General features: G+C 67.3%; 16 protein-coding genes and 1 pseudogene. 11 read left to right on the forward strand and 6 right to left on the reverse strand.

The features are described from left to right. The first annotated feature begins 38 nt into the window (after positions 1–38). From EAW56_RS00160 to EAW56_RS00195, 8 genes are all read left to right on the forward strand, one after another. The gene (locus EAW56_RS00160) at positions 39–812 is read left to right on the forward strand and encodes a succinate dehydrogenase cytochrome b subunit (protein WP_122084604.1); all 774 of its coding nucleotides are present in this window, start codon (positions 39–41) and stop codon (positions 810–812) included. 24 nt (positions 813–836) lie between these two features. Next, positions 837–2,930: a fumarate reductase/succinate dehydrogenase flavoprotein subunit gene (locus EAW56_RS00165; protein ID WP_122084606.1), complete on the forward strand. Its 2,094-nt coding sequence runs from the start codon at positions 837–839 to the stop codon at positions 2,928–2,930. Next, positions 2,930–3,679 carry a succinate dehydrogenase/fumarate reductase iron-sulfur subunit gene (locus EAW56_RS00170; protein WP_095535209.1) on the forward strand — a complete coding sequence of 250 codons (750 nt, stop codon included), beginning with the start codon at positions 2,930–2,932 and terminating at the stop codon, positions 3,677–3,679. The genes EAW56_RS00165 and EAW56_RS00170 overlap by 1 nt, the downstream gene beginning before the upstream one ends. A 55-nt stretch (positions 3,680–3,734) precedes the next feature. After that, the gene (locus EAW56_RS00175; RefSeq protein WP_095275155.1) at positions 3,735–4,106 is read left to right on the forward strand and encodes a hypothetical protein; all 372 of its coding nucleotides are present in this window, start codon (positions 3,735–3,737) and stop codon (positions 4,104–4,106) included. Between the two features lie 123 nt (positions 4,107–4,229). Further along, the gene (locus EAW56_RS00180) at positions 4,230–5,507 is read left to right on the forward strand and encodes a DUF445 domain-containing protein (protein WP_122084608.1); all 1,278 of its coding nucleotides are present in this window, start codon (positions 4,230–4,232) and stop codon (positions 5,505–5,507) included. A 64-nt stretch (positions 5,508–5,571) separates the two neighbouring features. After that, positions 5,572–6,117 (forward strand): CGLAU_01105 family protein, encoded by a 546-nt coding sequence (locus EAW56_RS00185; RefSeq protein WP_095535211.1) that lies wholly within the window; start codon positions 5,572–5,574, stop codon positions 6,115–6,117. Between the two features lie 3 nt (positions 6,118–6,120). Next, positions 6,121–6,441 carry a DUF2516 family protein gene (locus EAW56_RS00190; protein WP_233125689.1) on the forward strand — a complete coding sequence of 107 codons (321 nt, stop codon included), beginning with the start codon at positions 6,121–6,123 and terminating at the stop codon, positions 6,439–6,441. Between the two features lie 6 nt (positions 6,442–6,447). Further along, positions 6,448–6,984, forward strand: a complete 537-nt coding sequence (locus EAW56_RS00195; protein WP_122084609.1) for a hypothetical protein — start codon at positions 6,448–6,450, stop codon at positions 6,982–6,984. Here EAW56_RS00195 and EAW56_RS00200 read toward each other — a convergent pair. From EAW56_RS00200 to EAW56_RS00210, 3 genes are read right to left on the reverse strand one after another with little or no spacing between them, the layout of a single operon-like run. Beyond that, complete coding sequence (locus EAW56_RS00200; protein WP_122084611.1) at positions 6,981–7,766, reverse strand: LmeA family phospholipid-binding protein; 786 nt, start codon at positions 7,764–7,766, stop codon at positions 6,981–6,983. The two genes, EAW56_RS00195 and EAW56_RS00200, sit on opposite strands and share 4 nt — an antisense overlap. A 5-nt stretch (positions 7,767–7,771) precedes the next feature. After that, a complete protein-coding gene (locus tag EAW56_RS00205) occupies positions 7,772–8,587 on the reverse strand; it encodes a class I SAM-dependent methyltransferase (protein WP_122084613.1) in 816 nt (271 codons plus the stop codon). Further along, positions 8,588–9,079 carry a DUF2505 domain-containing protein gene (locus EAW56_RS00210; protein WP_122084770.1) on the reverse strand — a complete coding sequence of 164 codons (492 nt, stop codon included), beginning with the start codon at positions 9,077–9,079 and terminating at the stop codon, positions 8,588–8,590. Between EAW56_RS00210 and EAW56_RS00215 the strand changes: the two genes are divergently transcribed. After that, entirely contained in the window at positions 9,041–10,138 is a 1,098-nt protein-coding gene (locus tag EAW56_RS00215) for a UDP-N-acetylmuramate dehydrogenase (RefSeq protein ID WP_122084768.1), read from the forward strand. The two genes, EAW56_RS00210 and EAW56_RS00215, sit on opposite strands and share 39 nt — an antisense overlap. Here the strand turns inward: EAW56_RS00215 and EAW56_RS00220 are convergent. Beyond that, positions 10,131–11,882 carry a long-chain-fatty-acid--CoA ligase gene (locus EAW56_RS00220; RefSeq protein ID WP_122084614.1) on the reverse strand — a complete coding sequence of 584 codons (1,752 nt, stop codon included), beginning with the start codon at positions 11,880–11,882 and terminating at the stop codon, positions 10,131–10,133. The two genes, EAW56_RS00215 and EAW56_RS00220, sit on opposite strands and share 8 nt — an antisense overlap. A 97-nt stretch (positions 11,883–11,979) precedes the next feature. Next, the gene (locus tag EAW56_RS00225; RefSeq protein WP_122084616.1) at positions 11,980–13,707 is read right to left on the reverse strand and encodes a long-chain-fatty-acid--CoA ligase; all 1,728 of its coding nucleotides are present in this window, start codon (positions 13,705–13,707) and stop codon (positions 11,980–11,982) included. 404 nt (positions 13,708–14,111) lie between these two features. On the opposite strand from EAW56_RS00225, the pseudogene EAW56_RS12915 reads away from it, so the two are divergent. Then, positions 14,112–14,507: pseudogene (locus tag EAW56_RS12915) on the forward strand (MinD/ParA family ATP-binding protein); the annotation flags it as partial. Positions 14,508–14,897: 390 nt separating this feature from the next. Further along, the gene (mshA, locus tag EAW56_RS00235) at positions 14,898–16,157 is read left to right on the forward strand and encodes a D-inositol-3-phosphate glycosyltransferase (RefSeq protein ID WP_095275328.1); all 1,260 of its coding nucleotides are present in this window, start codon (positions 14,898–14,900) and stop codon (positions 16,155–16,157) included. A gap of 6 nt (positions 16,158–16,163) precedes the next feature. Here mshA and EAW56_RS00240 read toward each other — a convergent pair whose 3' ends face one another. Then, positions 16,164–17,339, reverse strand: a complete 1,176-nt coding sequence (locus tag EAW56_RS00240) for a chymotrypsin family serine protease (protein WP_122084617.1) — start codon at positions 17,337–17,339, stop codon at positions 16,164–16,166. Positions 17,340–17,410: the final 71 nt, after the last annotated feature.

The raw sequence follows: 17,410 nt of genomic DNA on the forward strand, positions 1-17,410 counted from the left end.
CAAAGGTTGCCTACAGTAGTAGCGACACTGGAGGTGCCATGACTGTACAAAACGCAGACCGTGAAGCCATTCGTCACGGTAAAATCACTGAAAAGCCGCTGCGCGAGCGGCCGTCCTACCCAACGTGGGCTTTGAAGCTGACCATGGCCGTCACCGGCCTCATTTTCGGTCTTTTTGTGCTCGGCCACATGGTGGGCAACCTGAAGATCTTTATGCCGCTCCACGCCAACGGGCAAGCGCCGATTGATGAATACGGCCGCTTCCTGCGCGAGATCGGCGAGCCGCTGCTCCCGCACGAGGGCTTCCTCTGGATCGCCCGCATCGTGCTGCTCGTCTGCCTGGTGCTGCACGTCTGGGGTGCGTTCACGCTGAAGGCGCGCTCGTCCCAGTCGCGCGGCAAGTTCAAGCGCACGGGCCTGATGGGTGGCTGGCAGTCCACCGCGACCCGCTGGATGCTCATCACCGGCGTAATCCTGCTGCTCTTCGTCATCTTCCACCTGCTGGATCTGACCACGGGCCAGGTCGTCGCCTCGAACCAGTTCGTCCACGGCGAGGTGCGCAACAACATGCTCGCCACCTTCGCGCCGGGCCGCTGGTGGGTCACCCTGATCTACGTCGTGGCCAACCTCGCGCTGCTGATGCACCTGACCCACGGCATCTACCTCGCTGTCTCCGACCTCGGTTGGCTCGGCGAGCGCGGCCGCGGCCTGATGGTCCTGCTGGCGTACGTCCTCCCGTTCATCGTGGTCATCGGCAACGTTGTGATGCCGATTGCCATCGCGTGCGGATTCGTCCCCGACTTTTCCCGGTAACGGCTGATAGAGGAGAAACACACTATGACTACCGCATACAACCCCAATAAGGGTGCTCAGGGCGGCGCAGCCGACACTGCCGCTACCGGCGCAGTGGGCGCCCAGGGTGCTGCCGGCCAGGAGACGTCCGGCGGCTTCCGCCAGCCCGAGTCCGCCGCTCCCGGCGTGACCCCGGGGCACATTCTGGACGCGGCGGAGCCCAACCGCGACGAGGTCCGCATGAAGGACATGTGGGGCTACCAGAAGGACCACATGAACCTGGTCTCCCCGCTGAACCGCCGCAAGTTCACCGTCCTCGTGGTGGGCACCGGCCTGTCCGGCGGCGCTGCCGCCGCGGCGCTGGGCGAGCTGGGCTACAACGTGAAGGCCTTCACCTACCACGACGCACCGCGCCGTGCGCACTCCATCGCCGCGCAGGGTGGCGTGAACTCCGCCCGCGGCAAGAAGGTGGACAACGACAGCGCGTACCGCCACACCAAGGACACCGTCAAGGGCGGCGACTACCGCTGCCGCGAGTCCGACTGCTGGCGCCTGGCTATCGAGTCCGTCCGCGTCATCGATCACATGAACGCCATCGGCGCCCCGTTCGCCCGCGAGTACGGCGGTACCCTGGCCACCCGCTCTTTCGGCGGCGTGCAGGTCTCCCGCACCTACTACACCCGTGGCCAAACGGGCCAGCAGCTGCAGCTGTCCACCGCGTCGGCGCTGCAGCGCCAGATCCACCTGGGCAACGTGGAGATCTTTACCCACAACGACCTGATGGACCTGGTCATCACGGAAAAGGATGGCAAGAAGCACTGCGAGGGCATTGTCACCCGCAACCTGATCACCGGCGAGATCGTGCCGTTCACCGGCCACGCCGTGATCCTGGCCACCGGCGGTTACGGCAACGTCTACCACAAGACGACGCTGGCCAAGAACTCCAACTCCTCCGCCATGATGCGCGCGTACGAGCGCGGCGCGTACCTCGCCTCCCCGGCATTCATCCAGTTCCACCCGACGGGCCTCCCGGTCAACGCGAAGTGGCAGGCAAAGACGACGCTGATGTCCGAGTCGCTGCGTAACGACGGCCGCATCTGGACCCCGAAGGAAAAGGGCGACGACCGCGACCCGAAGGACATCCCGGAGGAGGAGCGCGACTACTTCCTCGAGCGCCGCTACCCGGCGTTTGGCAACCTGGTGCCGCGCGACGTGGCCTCCCGCGCCATCTCCCAGCAGCTCAACGCCGGCTACGGCGTTGGCCCGCTGCACAACTCCGCGTACCTGGACTTCACCGACGCCATCGAGCGTCTCGGCGAGGACACCATCCGCGAGCGCTACTCCAACCTGTTCGAGATGTACGAGGATTCCATCGGCGATGACCCGTACAAGGTCCCGATGCGCATCGCCCCGACCGTCCACTTCACCATGGGCGGCCTGTGGACCGACTTCAACGAGATGACCTCCATCGACGGCCTCTTCGCCGCCGGCGAGTGCTCCTGGACCTACCACGGTGCGAACCGCCTGGGTGCGAACTCGCTGCTCTCCGCGTCCGTTGACGGCTGGTTCACCCTCCCGTTCACCGTGCCGAACTACCTGGCCAACCACCTCGGCGAGGAAGTGCTGCCGGAGGACGCGCCGGAGGTCACCGAGGCTGTCAACCGCGCCAAGGACACCATCGAGCAGATCATGTCCGTTAACGGTACCGAACCGCACGGCCCGGAGTACTACCACGAGCAGCTCGGCGACATCCTCTACGAGCACTGCGGCGTCTCCCGCACGGTCGAGGGTCTGAAGGAAGGCATCCAGAAGATCCGCGCGCTTCGCGACGATTTCCGTGCCAACATCTCCATCCCGGGTTCCCCGAACGAGATGAACCAGACCCTCGAGGCCGCACTGCGCCTGGCCGACTACATCAACCTCGGCGAGCTGATGTGCATCGACGCCCTGGACCGCGACGAGTCCTGCGGTGCGCACTACCGCATGGACCACCTCACCGAGGATGGCGAGGCAGAGCGAGACGACGAGAACTGGTGCTTCGTCTCCGCGTGGGAGCCGGCCGGCGAGGGCGAGTTCATCCGCCACGCAGAACCCCTGTACTTTGATTCGATCCCGCTGATGACAAGGAACTACAAGTAATGAAACTGACACTTGAGATCTGGCGTCAGGCCGGACCCGACACTGAAGGGCACTTCGAGACCGTCCAGGTGGACGACGCCGTCGAGCAGATGTCCATCCTGGAGCTCCTTGACCACGTGAACAACAACCTGGTCGAGGAAGGCAAGGAGCCGTTCGTCTTCGCCTCCGACTGCCGCGAGGGCATCTGCGGCACCTGTGGCCTGAACGTGAACGGTCGCCCGCACGGCGCGGACACCAACACCACCGCCTGCCTGCAGCGCCTGTACAACTACAAGGACGGCGACACCCTGAAGATTGAGCCGTTCCGCTCCGGCGCGTTCCCGGTGATCAAGGACCTCGCCGTGGACCGCTCCGCGCTGGACCGCGTGATGCAGCAGGGTGGCTACGTCTCCATCAACGCCGGTACCGCACCGGACGCCGACACCCTCGCCGTGAACCACCACGACGCGGAGACCGCGCTGGACTACGCGGCCTGCATCGGCTGCGGCGCCTGCGTCGCCGCCTGCCCGAACGGTGCTGCACACCTGTTCACCGGCGCGAAGCTCAAGCACCTGAAGCTGCTGCCGCTGGGCAAGCAGGAGCGCGGCCGCCGCGCCCGCAACATGGTCGACGAGCTGGAGACCAACTTCGGCCACTGCTCGCTCTACGGCGAGTGCGCGGACGTCTGCCCGGCGGGTATCCCGCTGGACGCGGTCGGTGCAATCAACGCCGAGCGCGCACGTGCAGCCTTCCGTGGTGGCGACGACTAGGCCGCCGTATACTATCTACCGAGTATTTGAAGCAGGACGAGAGAAAAGAGTCATCATGGCTTCCGAGCACGCAGTTGCAGACATCAGCAGCGAGTCTTTCCCGACGTACAAGTCGGCACTCGCGGACACCTACATCGAGGGCTACGACCCGGTTTCCCTGGGCGCTCCGCACTCCTCGCTGAACCGATTCTCCACCTGGATCGCGATGGCCCTGATCCTGGCGTCCCTCTCCGGCTTCGGCTTCGCCGTCTGGGGCGGCTCCGCCATGATCGCCGGCTTCGGCGCACAGGAGAATGACTACAGCCAGATCCTGCTCATCCTCGGCCTGATCGTCGTCGCCGCGACCCTGATCCTCGGCGCGATCCTGATCGCCGTAGGCCGCAAGGACTACAAGGCGTACAGCAAGGCCACCGGCCGCGTGAACTAGCGCCGCACGCCCTGCGCCAATTCCCCCGACTGCGGAATTTTCCCGCGGGCGGGGGATTTTTGGTGCACGGGGGCGTCGCTAAGCAACTCGAACTGCGCGGGGCCGGGCTGCCATAATCAAGGTATGTCTCAGCACGCGATGATGCCCGCGCCCTCGAACGAGGTGGAGCGGCGGCGGATCCTCCGGAATCACAAGATTTTTGTCACGAGCCTGCTCGGGCTCATGGCGGTGATCTTCCTGTCCTGCTCGTGGTGGCAATCGCACGGCGCGCCCGCCTGGGTGGGCTATGTGCGTGCCGCGGCGGAAGCCGGCATGGTGGGCGGGCTGGCGGACTGGTTCGCCGTCACCGCGCTGTTCCGCTATCCCATGGGCCTGCCGATCCCGCACACGGCGATTATCCCCAACAAAAAGGACCAGGTCGCCGACGCGCTCAGCGAGTTCGTCAGCGAGAACTTCCTCAACGCCCGCACCATCACGCAGAAGGTGATGGAGGCGAACCTGCCGCAGCGCGTCGGCACGTGGCTCACCCGCCCTGCCAGCGCCGAGCGGGTCAGCCAGGAGGTCGGTGACTTTACGGTCCGCGTCGTGCGCGGCATCGATCCTGCCGACGCAGAGGCGTTCATCAACACACAGCTCATCGACCGACTCGCCGAGCCCACGTGGGGCCCGCCGGTCGGCCGCGCGCTCGAGGGCTTCATCGCCGACGGCAAAGCGGAGCCCATCGTCGAGGACATCCTCGCCTGGTCTCGCGCGAAGCTGGACGGAATGGAGCAGAGCATCGTCACGCTTATCGACGACCGCATGCCCCGCTGGGCACCGAAGTTTGCCAAGGATCTGGTGGGGGAGAAGGTGTACACCGAGCTGGTGAAGTTCATGGCGGAGGTGGACCGCGACCCGAACCACGAGGCGCGCCGCGCCATCCGCCGGCAGCTGTCCCAGTTCGCGCAGGACCTGCAGTTTGATAGCCAGATGATTACGCGCGTCGAGGCGCTCAAGGGCGACGTGATGGGCTCCACCGCTGTCACCTCCGCGGCAAGCAGCATGTGGGAGCAGCTCGCGGACACTATCGTGGCCAACGCCACCGACCCGCAGAGCATGCTGCGCCGCAAGGTGGCGGACGCTGCCGCGGAGTGGGGCGGGAAGCTGGCGAACGACCCGGAGGTGCGCGCGTCGGCGGAGCAGAAGCTGGAAAAGGTGGTGCACTTCGCCGCCGAGAACGGCGCGGACCAGATCGTGGGCATCATCGCGGAGACCATCCAGCGCTGGGACGGGGCGGAGGCCTCGGACAAGATCGAGCTTATGGTGGGCAAGGATCTGCAGTTCATCCGCCTCAACGGCACGATCGTGGGTGCACTCGCCGGGCTGGTTATTTACACTGTGTCTCAGCTGCTCTTCTACTAGCTCACGCAACCACCACCCAGCAAGACACTGCAAGACACTGAAAGACACTGAAAGGTTTTCTGACATGGCTGACAATTCCTTCGACTCCGCATCCAACCCCTCCGAATCCGGCGACCTGCGCGCCAACCTGCGCGACGCGGGCCAGGCAATCGTTGCCGCCGGCTCCTCCCTCGGCGCGATGATCAGCAAGCACGCCGGCAAGTACACGGAGGACCTGCCGGAGAAGCTGAAGTCCGCTACCACCAGTGCCCGCGAGCGCCTGGACCAGGCCGATAGCGAGGGCGAGATCCGCGCGGCGGCCTCCAACTTCGTCGCTGAGGCAGAGAAGCAGTTTAAGGCGTTTCAGCAGCGCGACCTGGAGTTCTCCGACGACGTGAAGGGCTCGCTGCAGAAGGCCGTGGAAGACGCGCGCGGCCTGTTCAACGAGAAGATCGGTGAGCTGCGCGGTGGCGGTGCCGGCACCGCCACGGGCCAAGGCGCGGACAGCGTGCTCGATGATGTGCGCGAGCGCCTCGAGTCCCTGTTTGCCCGCGTGCAGGAGCAGTTTGGCGGCGCGAACCAGCGCCCCGATATTATCGATGGCGAAATTGTCGCCGACGAGGATAAGTAACGTATGACCCCGACTCTTGCGAACCTGAGCACCGTCACGATCATCATGAGCATCCCGACGATGCTCAGCGCCCTCTTCTTCTTCGCGGTGGCGATCGCGGGCTTCGCCGGGGTGTACTTTGCGCTGTCCACCCGTGCGGATGCGTTTGACGCGGCGGACCGGCAGAACAAGAACACGTGGGCGCTCATCCTGGGCGGCTCCGCCCTGGTCTGCCTGCTCCACCTGCCGTTCATCATGTGGTTCGGCGCGGTGGCGATCGGCGTGTACTGGCTGGACGTGAAGCCCCAGCTGGATAACATTCTGCGCGGCAACTACGGGTACTAGCGGCGCATGAACGACTACGAGTGGCTGGCCACCCGCCGGGGCACGTTCCTGGCCGGTGGCCCGTTTGCTGCCCCGGACGACCGGGGGAGCGCGGGCCTTGTCGTCGAGCCGACCCAGATCCCACAGGTGCTTCGCCGCAGTCTTCCCGCCATCGCCGTCGTGGGCTGGCCCACCGGCCGCCACCACAGCGTGATCAAGGCGGCGGAGGCGCGCCTGGCGGCCGAGTCAGGCGCCGACGAGATCTGGCTCGCGCTCGACCCCGATGCCGCGCAGGGCGCCGCGCTTGCCGACGCCATCGCGGTCCACCAGTCACTCACCGTCCCAGTGGGCATCGTCTGCCCCGCAGGCGCGACGGATACCGCGCTGCGGGTCGCGGAGCAGCTCGGCGCGTCCTGCCTAGCTGTCCCGGCCGCCGCCGGGGTGCCCGACACGCCTGTCGACGTCGCCGTCTACGGCGCCGATCCGGGCGAGGAGGCCGCGATCACGTGGCTGGAAGCCGGCGCGGCCCGGGTCTTCGCCCGCTCCGGAGCACAGTCGGACTAGGCCGCGGCGCCGTACTGGCCCTGCGCGTTCTGCATCTCCGCAAAGTTCACGTTTTCGCCGGTCATGGTGACGCGCACGCCGCCGGGCACGACGCTGAACTCCTGAATGTTCATGCTGCCTGCACTCTGCTCCTCCATGCCCTGGCTCATGGCGTCGCTCAGCGCGCTCGCGGCCTCCTCGGGCAGGTCCATGCCGAACAGCTGGGTGCCGGTGGCCTCGAAGCGCATCTGGCCCTGCTCGGTGATGGGCTTGAGGTCCAGCGCGGCCACCCCGCCGGTGAACTCGATGTGGACGGTGCCGGCGTCGGGGTCGGTGTTCACGTCGGAGACGTTGATCAGGCCGCTGAGGAAGGAGTCCTCGCCCATCTGCTGGTGCAGCTGCTGGTTGAGCATCGCACGGATGAGGTCATTGGTGAGCTCGGTGTCTACGCGGAAGGACTCGGCGACGGGGTCGCCGGAGTCGTAGCGGATGTTGTCCATGACGATGTGCGAGGCGGGGTCGCCGGTCACCTGGTCGCCGTTGACCACCAGGGTGGAGGGGGTGTCCAGGTCGATGTGGGGCAGCTTGCCAGACACCAGGCCGAAGATTACCGGTTGCGGGCCGAAGGAGACGTCGGGCTCCGCGTCGTCACCGCCGCCCTGGGCGGACGAGGTCTCGGCGTTCTTGTTGAACTCCGAGGTGATCTGGTTTGCCATGAACATGCGGATCCCGCCCTCGGCGATAAGGAGCAGGACAAGCAGTGCGGCAAGGATGCCAACGATGACTTTCCACGCTGTTTTCATGCGGCCTAGTCTACGGCAGGGTCCACCGCCGCCCAGTCCACGGTGAGCACGTTGTCGCGCAGGGGTCGCCGCACCGGGTGGATGGGCCACCCCTTGGACACGAGTTCTTTGCGGGCCTCGCGCCAGCGCACGCGGGGCCCGTACGGGTCGAAGGGGGCGGCGTGGGCGTAGGCCGTGTTGGCGTCGGCAAGCAGCGCGTGGATCTTCTCCCCAGGGACGTTGCGGTGGATGAGGGCCTTGGGCAGGCGCTCGGCCACGTCACCCGGTTCGGCGACGTCGAAGGGGTCCCAGGCGAGGGTGAGGGAGCGGGGGCCGGTGGCGTCGAGAAGCACCCAGGTGGCGCGGCGGCCGATCTCGTCGCAGGTGCCTTCGATGAACATGCCGCCGAGGGCGAGGCGCTCGCAGACGGTCCGCCAGGCCTCATCCACCTCGGCGACGTCGTATTGGCGCAGCACGTTGAAGGCGCGCACGAGGTGGGGACGGTAGCCGGCGAGCTCGAAACCGCCGAGCTCGAAGCGCACGCCGTCGCGCGGCGGCAGCACCCGGTCGGGGTGGATCTCCAGGCCCACGACCTGGGTAGACGGATTGACGCGCCGCAGCCAGCGGGACCACTCGACGGTGGTGGTGTGCGAGGCGCCGTAGCCCACGTCCAGCGCGAGCGGCTCCCGCGCGCCGCGCAGCAGGGAGCGGATCGCGGGGTTGTAAAAGGCCCAGCGATCACAACGGCGCAGGCGGTTGTACCCGGTGGTGCCGCGGGTGATTACTCCGTACGGCTTGCCGGGGCCGGCCTGCGCCCTGAGGTTGTGGTGGTGCGGGGAGATTTACAGGTTCTCCGCGATCCACTGTTCGGTGAGCTTGGCTTCGTTTTCCACGATCTCCTCGAGCGCCTCGGCCACCTTCGGCTCGAGCGCTGCGCCCATGAACGGGATGTCTACCTTCGCCTCGTTGTCGTAGGCCAGGGTGGTGATGTCGCCCTCGCCGGTCATGGTGATCTCGCCGGAGAAGTCGACCGGGGTGCCCTTCACGTCGCCGGTGAAGGTGTGGTTGGCGGTTGCACCGTCCAGCTTGCCAATGTTGACCACGCGCTTGAGCTTGAGGTCCTGGCTGATCATGGCCTGCGCGGCCTCGGGCAGGATGGACTTGGGCAGCACTTCAAACAGGGTGGCGGTGTCACCGGTGAACTCGTGCAGCTGGCCCGGCTCCGGGGAGAGCTTCTCCGCGATGAACTCCCAGTACGCCTGGGTGGCGTAGGCCTCGGTGACCTTCTCGGCCGGCTGGTTGATGGTGACGGTGGTTTCACTTCGTGCAGTCATGCCCAACAGACTACCGTTGGTGGGGTGTCTGATTCATCTTTCGCCTCCCTGACCACGCTGCGCGTCGGCGGCACCCCCGCTGACCTGATCCGTTGCACGACCGCGGAGGAGCTCGCCGCCACCGTCGCGCGCCTGGACGCCGCGGGCACGCCACTGCTGGTCGTGGGCGGCGGCTCGAACCTGCTCGTCGCCGAGGGGAAGTTGGACCTCGTTGCGGTCGTCGCGGCAAACGCGGGCATCACGCTTGTCGACGCCCCCTCGTCCCCCTCCTCCCGCACCACCCTGCGCATCGGCGCGGGCACGGTGTGGGACGACGTGGTGGCCTACGCGGTCGAGCGCGGCCTGGGCGGTATCGAGGCCCTCTCCGGGATCCCGGGCTCCGCGGGCGCCACCCCGGTGCAAAACGTCGGCGCGTACGGAGCGGAGATCGCCGAGGTGCTCACCCGCGTGCGCCTGTGGAACCGCGAGACAAACACCGACGAGTGGGTGCCCGCGAGCAACCTGGAGCTGGCCTACCGGTATTCCAACCTTAAGTTCACGCACCGCGCGGTGGTCTTGGAGCTGGAGATCGAGCTGGAGCGCCGCGAGCTCTCCGCCCCGCTGCGCCACCTGGGCGGCGAGCAGGTCCCGCTGGCGCAGGCGCGCGCCTCCGTGCTGGCCACGCGCCGGAAGAAGGGCATGGTGCTCGACCCCGCGGACCATGACACGTGGTCGGCCGGTTCCTTCTTCACCAACCCCGTCGTGGACCCGTCGGTTGCGGACACGATCGAGCGCGAGGTCGGCGAAGACGGCATGCCGCGCTTCCCGCAGCCGGACGGCAAGGAGAAGCTGTCGGCGGCCTGGCTCATCGAGCGCGCCGGGTTCCCGCGCGGTTTCCCGGGCGAGGAGGCGCCGGCCCGCTTGTCCACGAAGCACACGCTGGCCCTCACGAACCGTGGCCGGGCGAGCGCGGATGATATTGCGGAGTTGGCTCGGCGGGTGCAGCGTGGCGTCGAGAAGCGCTTTGGCGTGGCGCTGGTGCCCGAGCCTGTGTGGGTCGGGCTCCCACCGCTTAGCTGAGCATGTTGAGCAGGTCGTCGCGTACCTCGCGGCGGCGGATCTTGCCCATCTGATCGCGCGCAAGCTCCTCAAAGTGGTAGAAGGTGCGCGGCACCTTGTAGCGGGTGAGGTTCTCGCGGGCGAAGTCCTTGAGCCCCTCCGGGTCGAGCGCTGCGCCGTCGCGCAGCGTGACGCAGGCGACGACGTCCTCGGAGCCGTCCTCGCGGGGGCGGCCCACCACCGCCACGTCGATCACGTCGCGGTGCTTGCGCATGACTTCCTCGACCTCGGCGGGGTAGACGTTAAAGCCGCCGGTGATGATGAGCTCCTTGATGCGCGAGACCAGCTTGATAAAGCCGTCTTCCTCCATCACGCCCATGTCGCCGGTGCGGAACCAGCCGTTGTGGAAGGCCTTCTCGGTGGCTTCCTCGTTGTTGAAGTAGCCGCCGAAGACCTGCGGGCCCTTCACCAGGATCTCGCCCGGCTCGCCGAAGGGCATGTCCTCGTCAAGGTTGTCCTCGTTGGCGATGCGGATCTGCGTATCCGGGAACGGGATGCCGATGTAGCCCGGGCGGCGGTCCTCGGTGCGCGGGTTGCCCACGATGATCGGGGAGGTTTCGGTGAGCCCGTAGCCCTCGACCAGGTGGCCGCCGGTGAGCGACTCCCATTCCTCGATGACCTCGACGGGCAGCGAGGACGCGCCGGAGAAGCCGACCTGCACCTTGGACATGTCGACGTGCTTTTCGCGGGCCGTCTTCACAATGCGCTCGAAGACGGTGGGCACGCCCGGAATGAATGTCGGCGGGCGCTTCTTCAGGGCGTTCATGATCAGGTTCATCTTCGGCGCCGGCAGCAGGTTAAGCTCGCTGCCCACCAGCATCATGAGGGTGAGGGAGAAGGTGAGGCCGTAGGCGTGGAAGAAGGGGAGGGTGGCCAGCATGCGCTGGCCCGGCTCCTGCAGTTCCTTGACCCAGGCGCGGCCCTGCACCGGGTTTGCGTGCAGGTTTTTGTGCGAGAGCACCGCGCCCTTCGGCGCGCCGGTGGTGCCGGAGGTGTACAGGATCACGGCCGGCGAGTCCGGGGTGAGCGCCTCCGGGATGTCAATGTCCGCGCCCTCGCCGCCGATGGCGGAGCCGGTGAGCGCCTCGAAGGGGACGGTGTTGGTGCACGGACCGGTGAGCTGTGCGCGCGCCTCGCGCACCTTGGGCAGTGGGATGCGCAGCGCCAGGCGCGTCTTGCGCGGCATCGCGCGCGTCATGTCCACGCTGATCACCGTCTCCAGCGGCGTGTCCGGGCGAAGCTTCTCCAGCGTGTCCGCGGTCTTGTCCCACACGATGGCGATGCGCGCGCCGTGGTCGGCGAACTGCGGGCGCAGCTCGTTGGCGGTGTAGAGCGGGTTGTGCTCGACGACGACCGCGCCAAGCAGCTGCACCGCGTAGAAGGCGACGATGTGCTGCGGGCAGTTGGGCAGCATGATGGCCACGCGGTCGCCCTCGCGCACGCCGAAGGCTTTGAGCCCGGCGGCGGCGCGGCGGACGTCGCGGTCCAGCTCCGCGAAGGTGAGCGTGCGGCCGAAGAAGGTGGCCGCCGGCTTGTTCGCGTTTTTCTCCAGGTTCTGCTGGTACATCTCCGGCAGGGTGGTGGTGCCGTATTCCAGGGAGTGGTCGGTCCACTCCGGGTAGTACTGCAGCCAGGGCTTTTCCTGGTTCGGGTCAAAGGCGGAACCGGAGTTGTTGGCGGCGGAGGTATGCACTGTGGAAGACATGCCCCACACCTTACGCTTCCGTAGCTTTCTCTACCGTAACGGGAGAATGTGGGGCTTCTGTGAACTTCTGCGCCTCGTTGCTGCCCGTAATGTTCCGTTATGCGCCGTCCTCTTCCAGCATCCGGATGAGCGTGCGCTGCACGTCCCGTCGGCGGATCTTGCCGGTCTGGTCCCGGTCCAACTCCTCGAAGTGGTAGAAGGTGCGCGGCACCTTGTACCGGGTGAGGCGCTCGCGCGCGAAGGTTTTCAGCCCCTCCGGGTCGAGCGCCGCGCCGTCGCGCAGGGTGACGCAGGCGACGACGTCCTCGGATCCGTCCGCGCGGGGCCGGCCTACCGCGGCGATGTCGGTGACGTCCGGGTGCTGCCGGATCGCCTGTTCGACCTCGTCGGGGTAGACGTTGAAGCCGCCGGTGATAATGAGCTCCTTGATGCGCGCGACCAGCTTGATCCACCCGTCCGGCTCCATCACGGCCATGTCGCCGGTGCGGAACCAGTCCAGGTAGAAGGTCTTCTCGGTGGCCTCGGGGTTGTTGAGGTAGCCGGAGAACACCTGGGGGCCGCGCGCGAGGAGCTCGCCGGGCTCGCCGTCCGGCACGGTCTCCGCCGGGTTGTCCGGGTTGGCAATGCGGATCTCCGTGTTGGGGAAGGGGAGGCCGATGTAGCCGGGGCGACGGGTGCCGTCGAGCGTGTTGCCCGCCAGGATTGGCGAGGTCTCCGTGAGTCCGTAGCCCTCGATGAGCCGGCCGCCGGTGGCCTGCTCCCACCGTTCGATGGTGTGGGCCGGGAGGGTGGACGCGCCGGAGATGGAGGTGTGGATAGAGGAGAGGTCCGCGTGGGATTCGACGGCCCAGTCGATGATCCGGTCGTACAGGGTGGGCACGCCCGGCAGGACGGTGGGCCGCGTCTTCAGGATGGCCTTCTGGTACAGCTCCGGCTTGGGCGCCGGCAGCAGCACCATCTGCGCGCCGCAGGTGAGCGGCAGCGCGTAGTTCAGCGTAAGGCCGTAGACGTGGAACATGGGCAGGATGCCCAGCACCTTTTCCTCTACCGCGCCCCAGTTTTCCAGCCAGGACACGCCCGCGGTGAGCACGGAAGTGATGTTGCGGTGGGTGAGCGGCACGCCCTTCGGCGCGCCGGTCGTGCCTGAGGTGTACAGGATCACCGCCGGGTCGTCGGCGCTGATCGGCGGCTCGCCGGCCGGTACCCCGCCGCGGCTGGCAACGTGCGCGCCGCCGCGCCCCTCCAGGAGGTCCTTCATATCGATCGTGCCGGGCGCCGGGCCGGTGAGCTGCGCGCGCTTGTCTCGGATTGGGCCGACTGGCACGGAGAGCGCGGCGCGCGTGGCCCAGGGCATCTCGTCGATCATGTTCACGGAGACGACGGTCTCAAGCGGGGTGTCTTCGGTCAGTGTGGTGAAGGTGTCCGCCTGCTTGTCAAAGACGATGGCCACCTTCGCCCCGTGGTCGATGAACTGGTCGCGCAGCTCGTAGGCGGTGTAGAGCGGGTTGTGTTCCACCACGGTTGCGCCCAGCCGTAGTACGGCGGTCAGCGCCACGACGTGCTGCGGGCAGTTCGGCAGCGCGAGCGCGACGCGGTCGCCGCGGCGCACGCCGAGCCCGGCAAGCGCGTTGGCCAGCCGGGTGACCTTCTCGTTGAGCTGCGCGTACGTCAGTGCCTTGCCCATGAACCACGTGGCGTCGCGCTGCGGGGTGGCGGCCACGTTGGCATTGAACATGCTGACCAGGGTGTCGCTGCCCAGTCTAGGGTGCGGGTCCGTCCACTCCGCGTACTGCTGGATCCAGGCCTTCTCGTCGGATGCGCTCACCGTCACTCCTTAGTTATAGTGAAATAAGTAGATGCGAGTATAACCTACGCAACCGTAACTTTGGAAAGTTTTTCGCTTGGAACATCCTCCGAAACGCATTCGCGTTGCACGCTTCCCCCAGCTGCCTTAGGCTTGGTGCCCACACGTTCAGGGGGAACAATTCAAGGGGGATTTCTGTGACCACGCTCAGTGACGGCCCAATCGAGCTCGTCCCGCCACAAGCGCTCGACCACTCCAACCTGGTCGATCCCGTCAAAGCGCCGCCAAAACGCGGCTGGCGCAAACTCGTCCACACCGCCACGCGCGGCCGGATCAACCCCGGCGGCTCGCGCAAGGAGCTCGAGCACGAGCAGCTTATCGACGCCATCCGCGCACCCCTCCGCGGTGACTACCGCATCGCCGTGATGAGCCTCAAGGGCGGCGTGGGCAAGACCACGACGACCGTGGCCCTTGGCGGCATCTTCGCCGAGACCCGCGGCGACCGCGTCATTGCCATCGACGCCAACCCGGACCTGGGCACGCTCGCCCAGCGCGCCGCGGCGACTACCCCGGCGACCATCCGCGACCTGCTCGCCGCGCCGGACACCTCGCGCTACCCGCAGGTGCGCGCCTACACCAACCAGTCCAGTTCCCGGCTCGAGGTGATCGGCTCCGAGCGCGACCCCGCCGTCTCCGAGGCGTTTTCCGAGCTGGACTACCGCCGCTCCATCGACATCCTGCAGCACCACTACAACGTCATCCTCACCGACTGCGGCACCGGACTGATGCACTCCGCCATGGCGGGCGTGCTGGACCTGGCCAACTCGCTCGTGCTGGTGACCTCGCCAGCGCTCGACGGCGCCCAGTCCGCCGCCGCCACGCTCGACTGGCTCAACCTCCACGGCTACGACCAACTCGCGGCCAACTCCACCGTGGTCATCTCGGCGGCCGCGCCAGGCAAGCCCACCATTGATACGGACAAGCTCGCTGCGCACTTCGCGTCGCGCACCCGCGCCGTGCATGCAATCCCGTACGACCGACACCTCGCCGAGGGGGGCAGTGGTGGACCTGGACCGCCTGGCGGCGCCCACCAAGCGCGCCTACCAGTACCTCGCGGCCGACGTGGCCAGCGACTTCAGCGCCTGGCACAAGCACGCCGCCTACTAGGTACGCGCGCTGCATTACCCTGGGGCGCTATGGATGCAGATGCACTGCGCGTGGGAATGATCTCCATGCACACCTCGCCCCTGGAACAGCCCGGCGTGGGCGATGCCGGCGGCATGAACGTGTACACCTTTAACGTGGCAAAGGGGCTCGCGCGCCAGGGAGTCCAGGTGGACGTGTACACCCGCGCGACCCGCCCCAGCCAGGGGGAGGTGGTGCAGGTGTGCGAGAACTTCCGGGTGATCAACATCGTCGCCGGCCCCTACGAGGGGTTGCACAAGGAGGAACTGCCCACGCAGCTCGCCGCGTTCGCGGGCGGTGTCGTCCAGTTCACGCGCGCCCACGACCTGCGCTACGACCTCATTCATTCCCATTACTGGCTCTCGGGTCAGGTTGGCTGGCTACTCGCAGACTTGGCTGGCATCCCGCTCGTGCACACGGGGCACACGTGGGCGGCGGTGAAAAACGCGGCGTCGAGTAGCAGCTCCGAGGGCGAGGCCCGGCGCATCTGCGAGCAGCAGCTGGTGGACAACGCGGACACCCTCGTGGTGAACACCCGCGACGAGATCGACCAGCTCTCGCGCCACTACGACGTGGACCCCTGCAAGATCAGCGTGGTCACCCCGGGCGCGGACACTGAGCTGTTCACGCCGGGCACGAACCGCAACACGGAGCTGGCGCGCCGCCAGCTGGGCATTCCGCTGCACGCGAAAGTCGTCGCGTTTGTGGGGCGTCTGCAGGATTTCAAGGGGCCGCAGGTGCTCATTCGGGCGCTTGGCGAGCTGCACCGGGCGCACCCGGAGGTGCCGCTGCGGGCGATTATCTGCGGCGGGGCGTCGGGAAGCGGCACGAGCGTGGAGCGCTACCGCGAACTCGCGCGCGAGGAGGGCCTCGGCCGTCTCGTGCGCTTCCTGGGGCCACGGCCGCCGGAGGAGCTGGTGTCCATCTACCAGGCGGCGGACGTCGTCGCCGTGCCCAGCTACAACGAGTCGTTCGGCCTGGTCGCGGTCGAGGCGCAGGCCACCGGCACCCCCGTCGTCGCCGCGCGCGTGGGCGGGCTGCCGCTCGCGGTGGCGGAGGGGGAGACCGGGGTGCTCGTGGATGGTCACGAGCCCGCCAGCTGGGCCGAGGCGCTCGGGGCATTGCTTGACGACGACCCCCTGCGCATCCCCATGGGCGAAGCCGCCGTCGCGCACGCCGCCACTTTTAGCTGGCAGGAGAGCGCGAAGGCGCTGGTCGGCGTCTACGAGCGGACGATCGCCGAGTTTGAGCCCGGGCTGGACGACCGCCGCGCCATCGGCGGCTAGTGCGGGCTAGTGCGGGCGGCCCTGCCCGAGGACGTCGTTGAGCAGGTAGTTCGCCCCAGTGACCGCGAGCTGCTGGGCGTGGTGGTCAGCCGCCGCGCCGGCCATGTTTGCCACTTCCTGCGCGCCCTCCACGGAGTTGACCTGGCTCGCGCGCTGCGCCAGGGTGTTGGCGTCCTGCTGCGCGACGGCGACCGACTTGTCCCAGGCCTCCTTCGGCGTGGAGATCTCCACCTCCGGGTTCTCCTCCTGGATTGTGTTCATGACCTGGTCGAACTCCTGGTTCAGCGAGGTGTACTCCGCGTGCGGGGCCGTCGACTGCTCCAGCGTGAACTCCTCGTTGACGTGTCCGTCGGGCACGCCGTAGGCGTCCTCGATGATGCGGTCCGCCGGCTGGGCCTTGCCCAGCGGGCCGATGCCCATGGAGGTGACGCCGATGACGGCGCCGTCGTTCGGGTCGTAGTTGATGCCGCCGGAGTCGCCGCCCTGGTAGTTCAGGCCCCAGGAGTAGACGCCGTTGCGGCTGCGGCCGATCTGCGTTCCGCAGGAGCGGCCGGACGTCGCGCCGTCCTTACAGATGGGCTGGCCGAAGTTGTCCGTGCTGAACTGGTTCACCGGCAGGGTGGGGTAGTCGCGGATGCTGCGCAGCTGCACGGGGGCACTCACCGGGGCGCCGGCCGCGTTGCTGGACTGGGAGATGCTGGTGGCGGGCACGGAATCGTCGATAAGCACGACGCCCCAGTCGTCGGTGTTGACGGTGTCCCAGAAGAACTCGTGCGGCCAGAAGGTGTGCTCGTACTCGGTGGGCTTGTGGGCGGCTTTGCGCTCGCCGATGCGCGGGTATTTGCCGGCGACGGGGACGGTGGCCTCGGTGCTAAACGTCGGGGTTTCGTTGTCCTGGAGCACGCAGTGGCCGGCGATAAGGAGGACGCGCTCGCCGCGGATCGTGCCGCTCGGGCCCTGGGAGCAGGACGCCACGCTGGCCTCAGGTGGGATGGTGATGTGCCCGTTGGCCGCACCCTCGAGTGGCATCTCGGTCTGCGGCTCCTGCGGGAAGACGCGGAACGCGCCGCCGGGTGCTACCAGCGCGGGTTCCTGCGCCGTAGCGGGGGCGGCGAAAGTTGCGGCGAGTGCTGTGGCGGAAAGCGCTACGGCCACGACTTTACGGGTGCGGGCGAGCTTCACAAGTCCTCCTCGAATGGTGGTTTAAAAGGTCTGTCTATGAGAGTACGTGAACGCATGCTGAACGGAATCGT

The organism is Corynebacterium gottingense (assembly GCF_003693265.1).
Classification (GTDB): Bacteria; Actinomycetota; Actinomycetes; order Mycobacteriales; family Mycobacteriaceae; genus Corynebacterium; species Corynebacterium gottingense.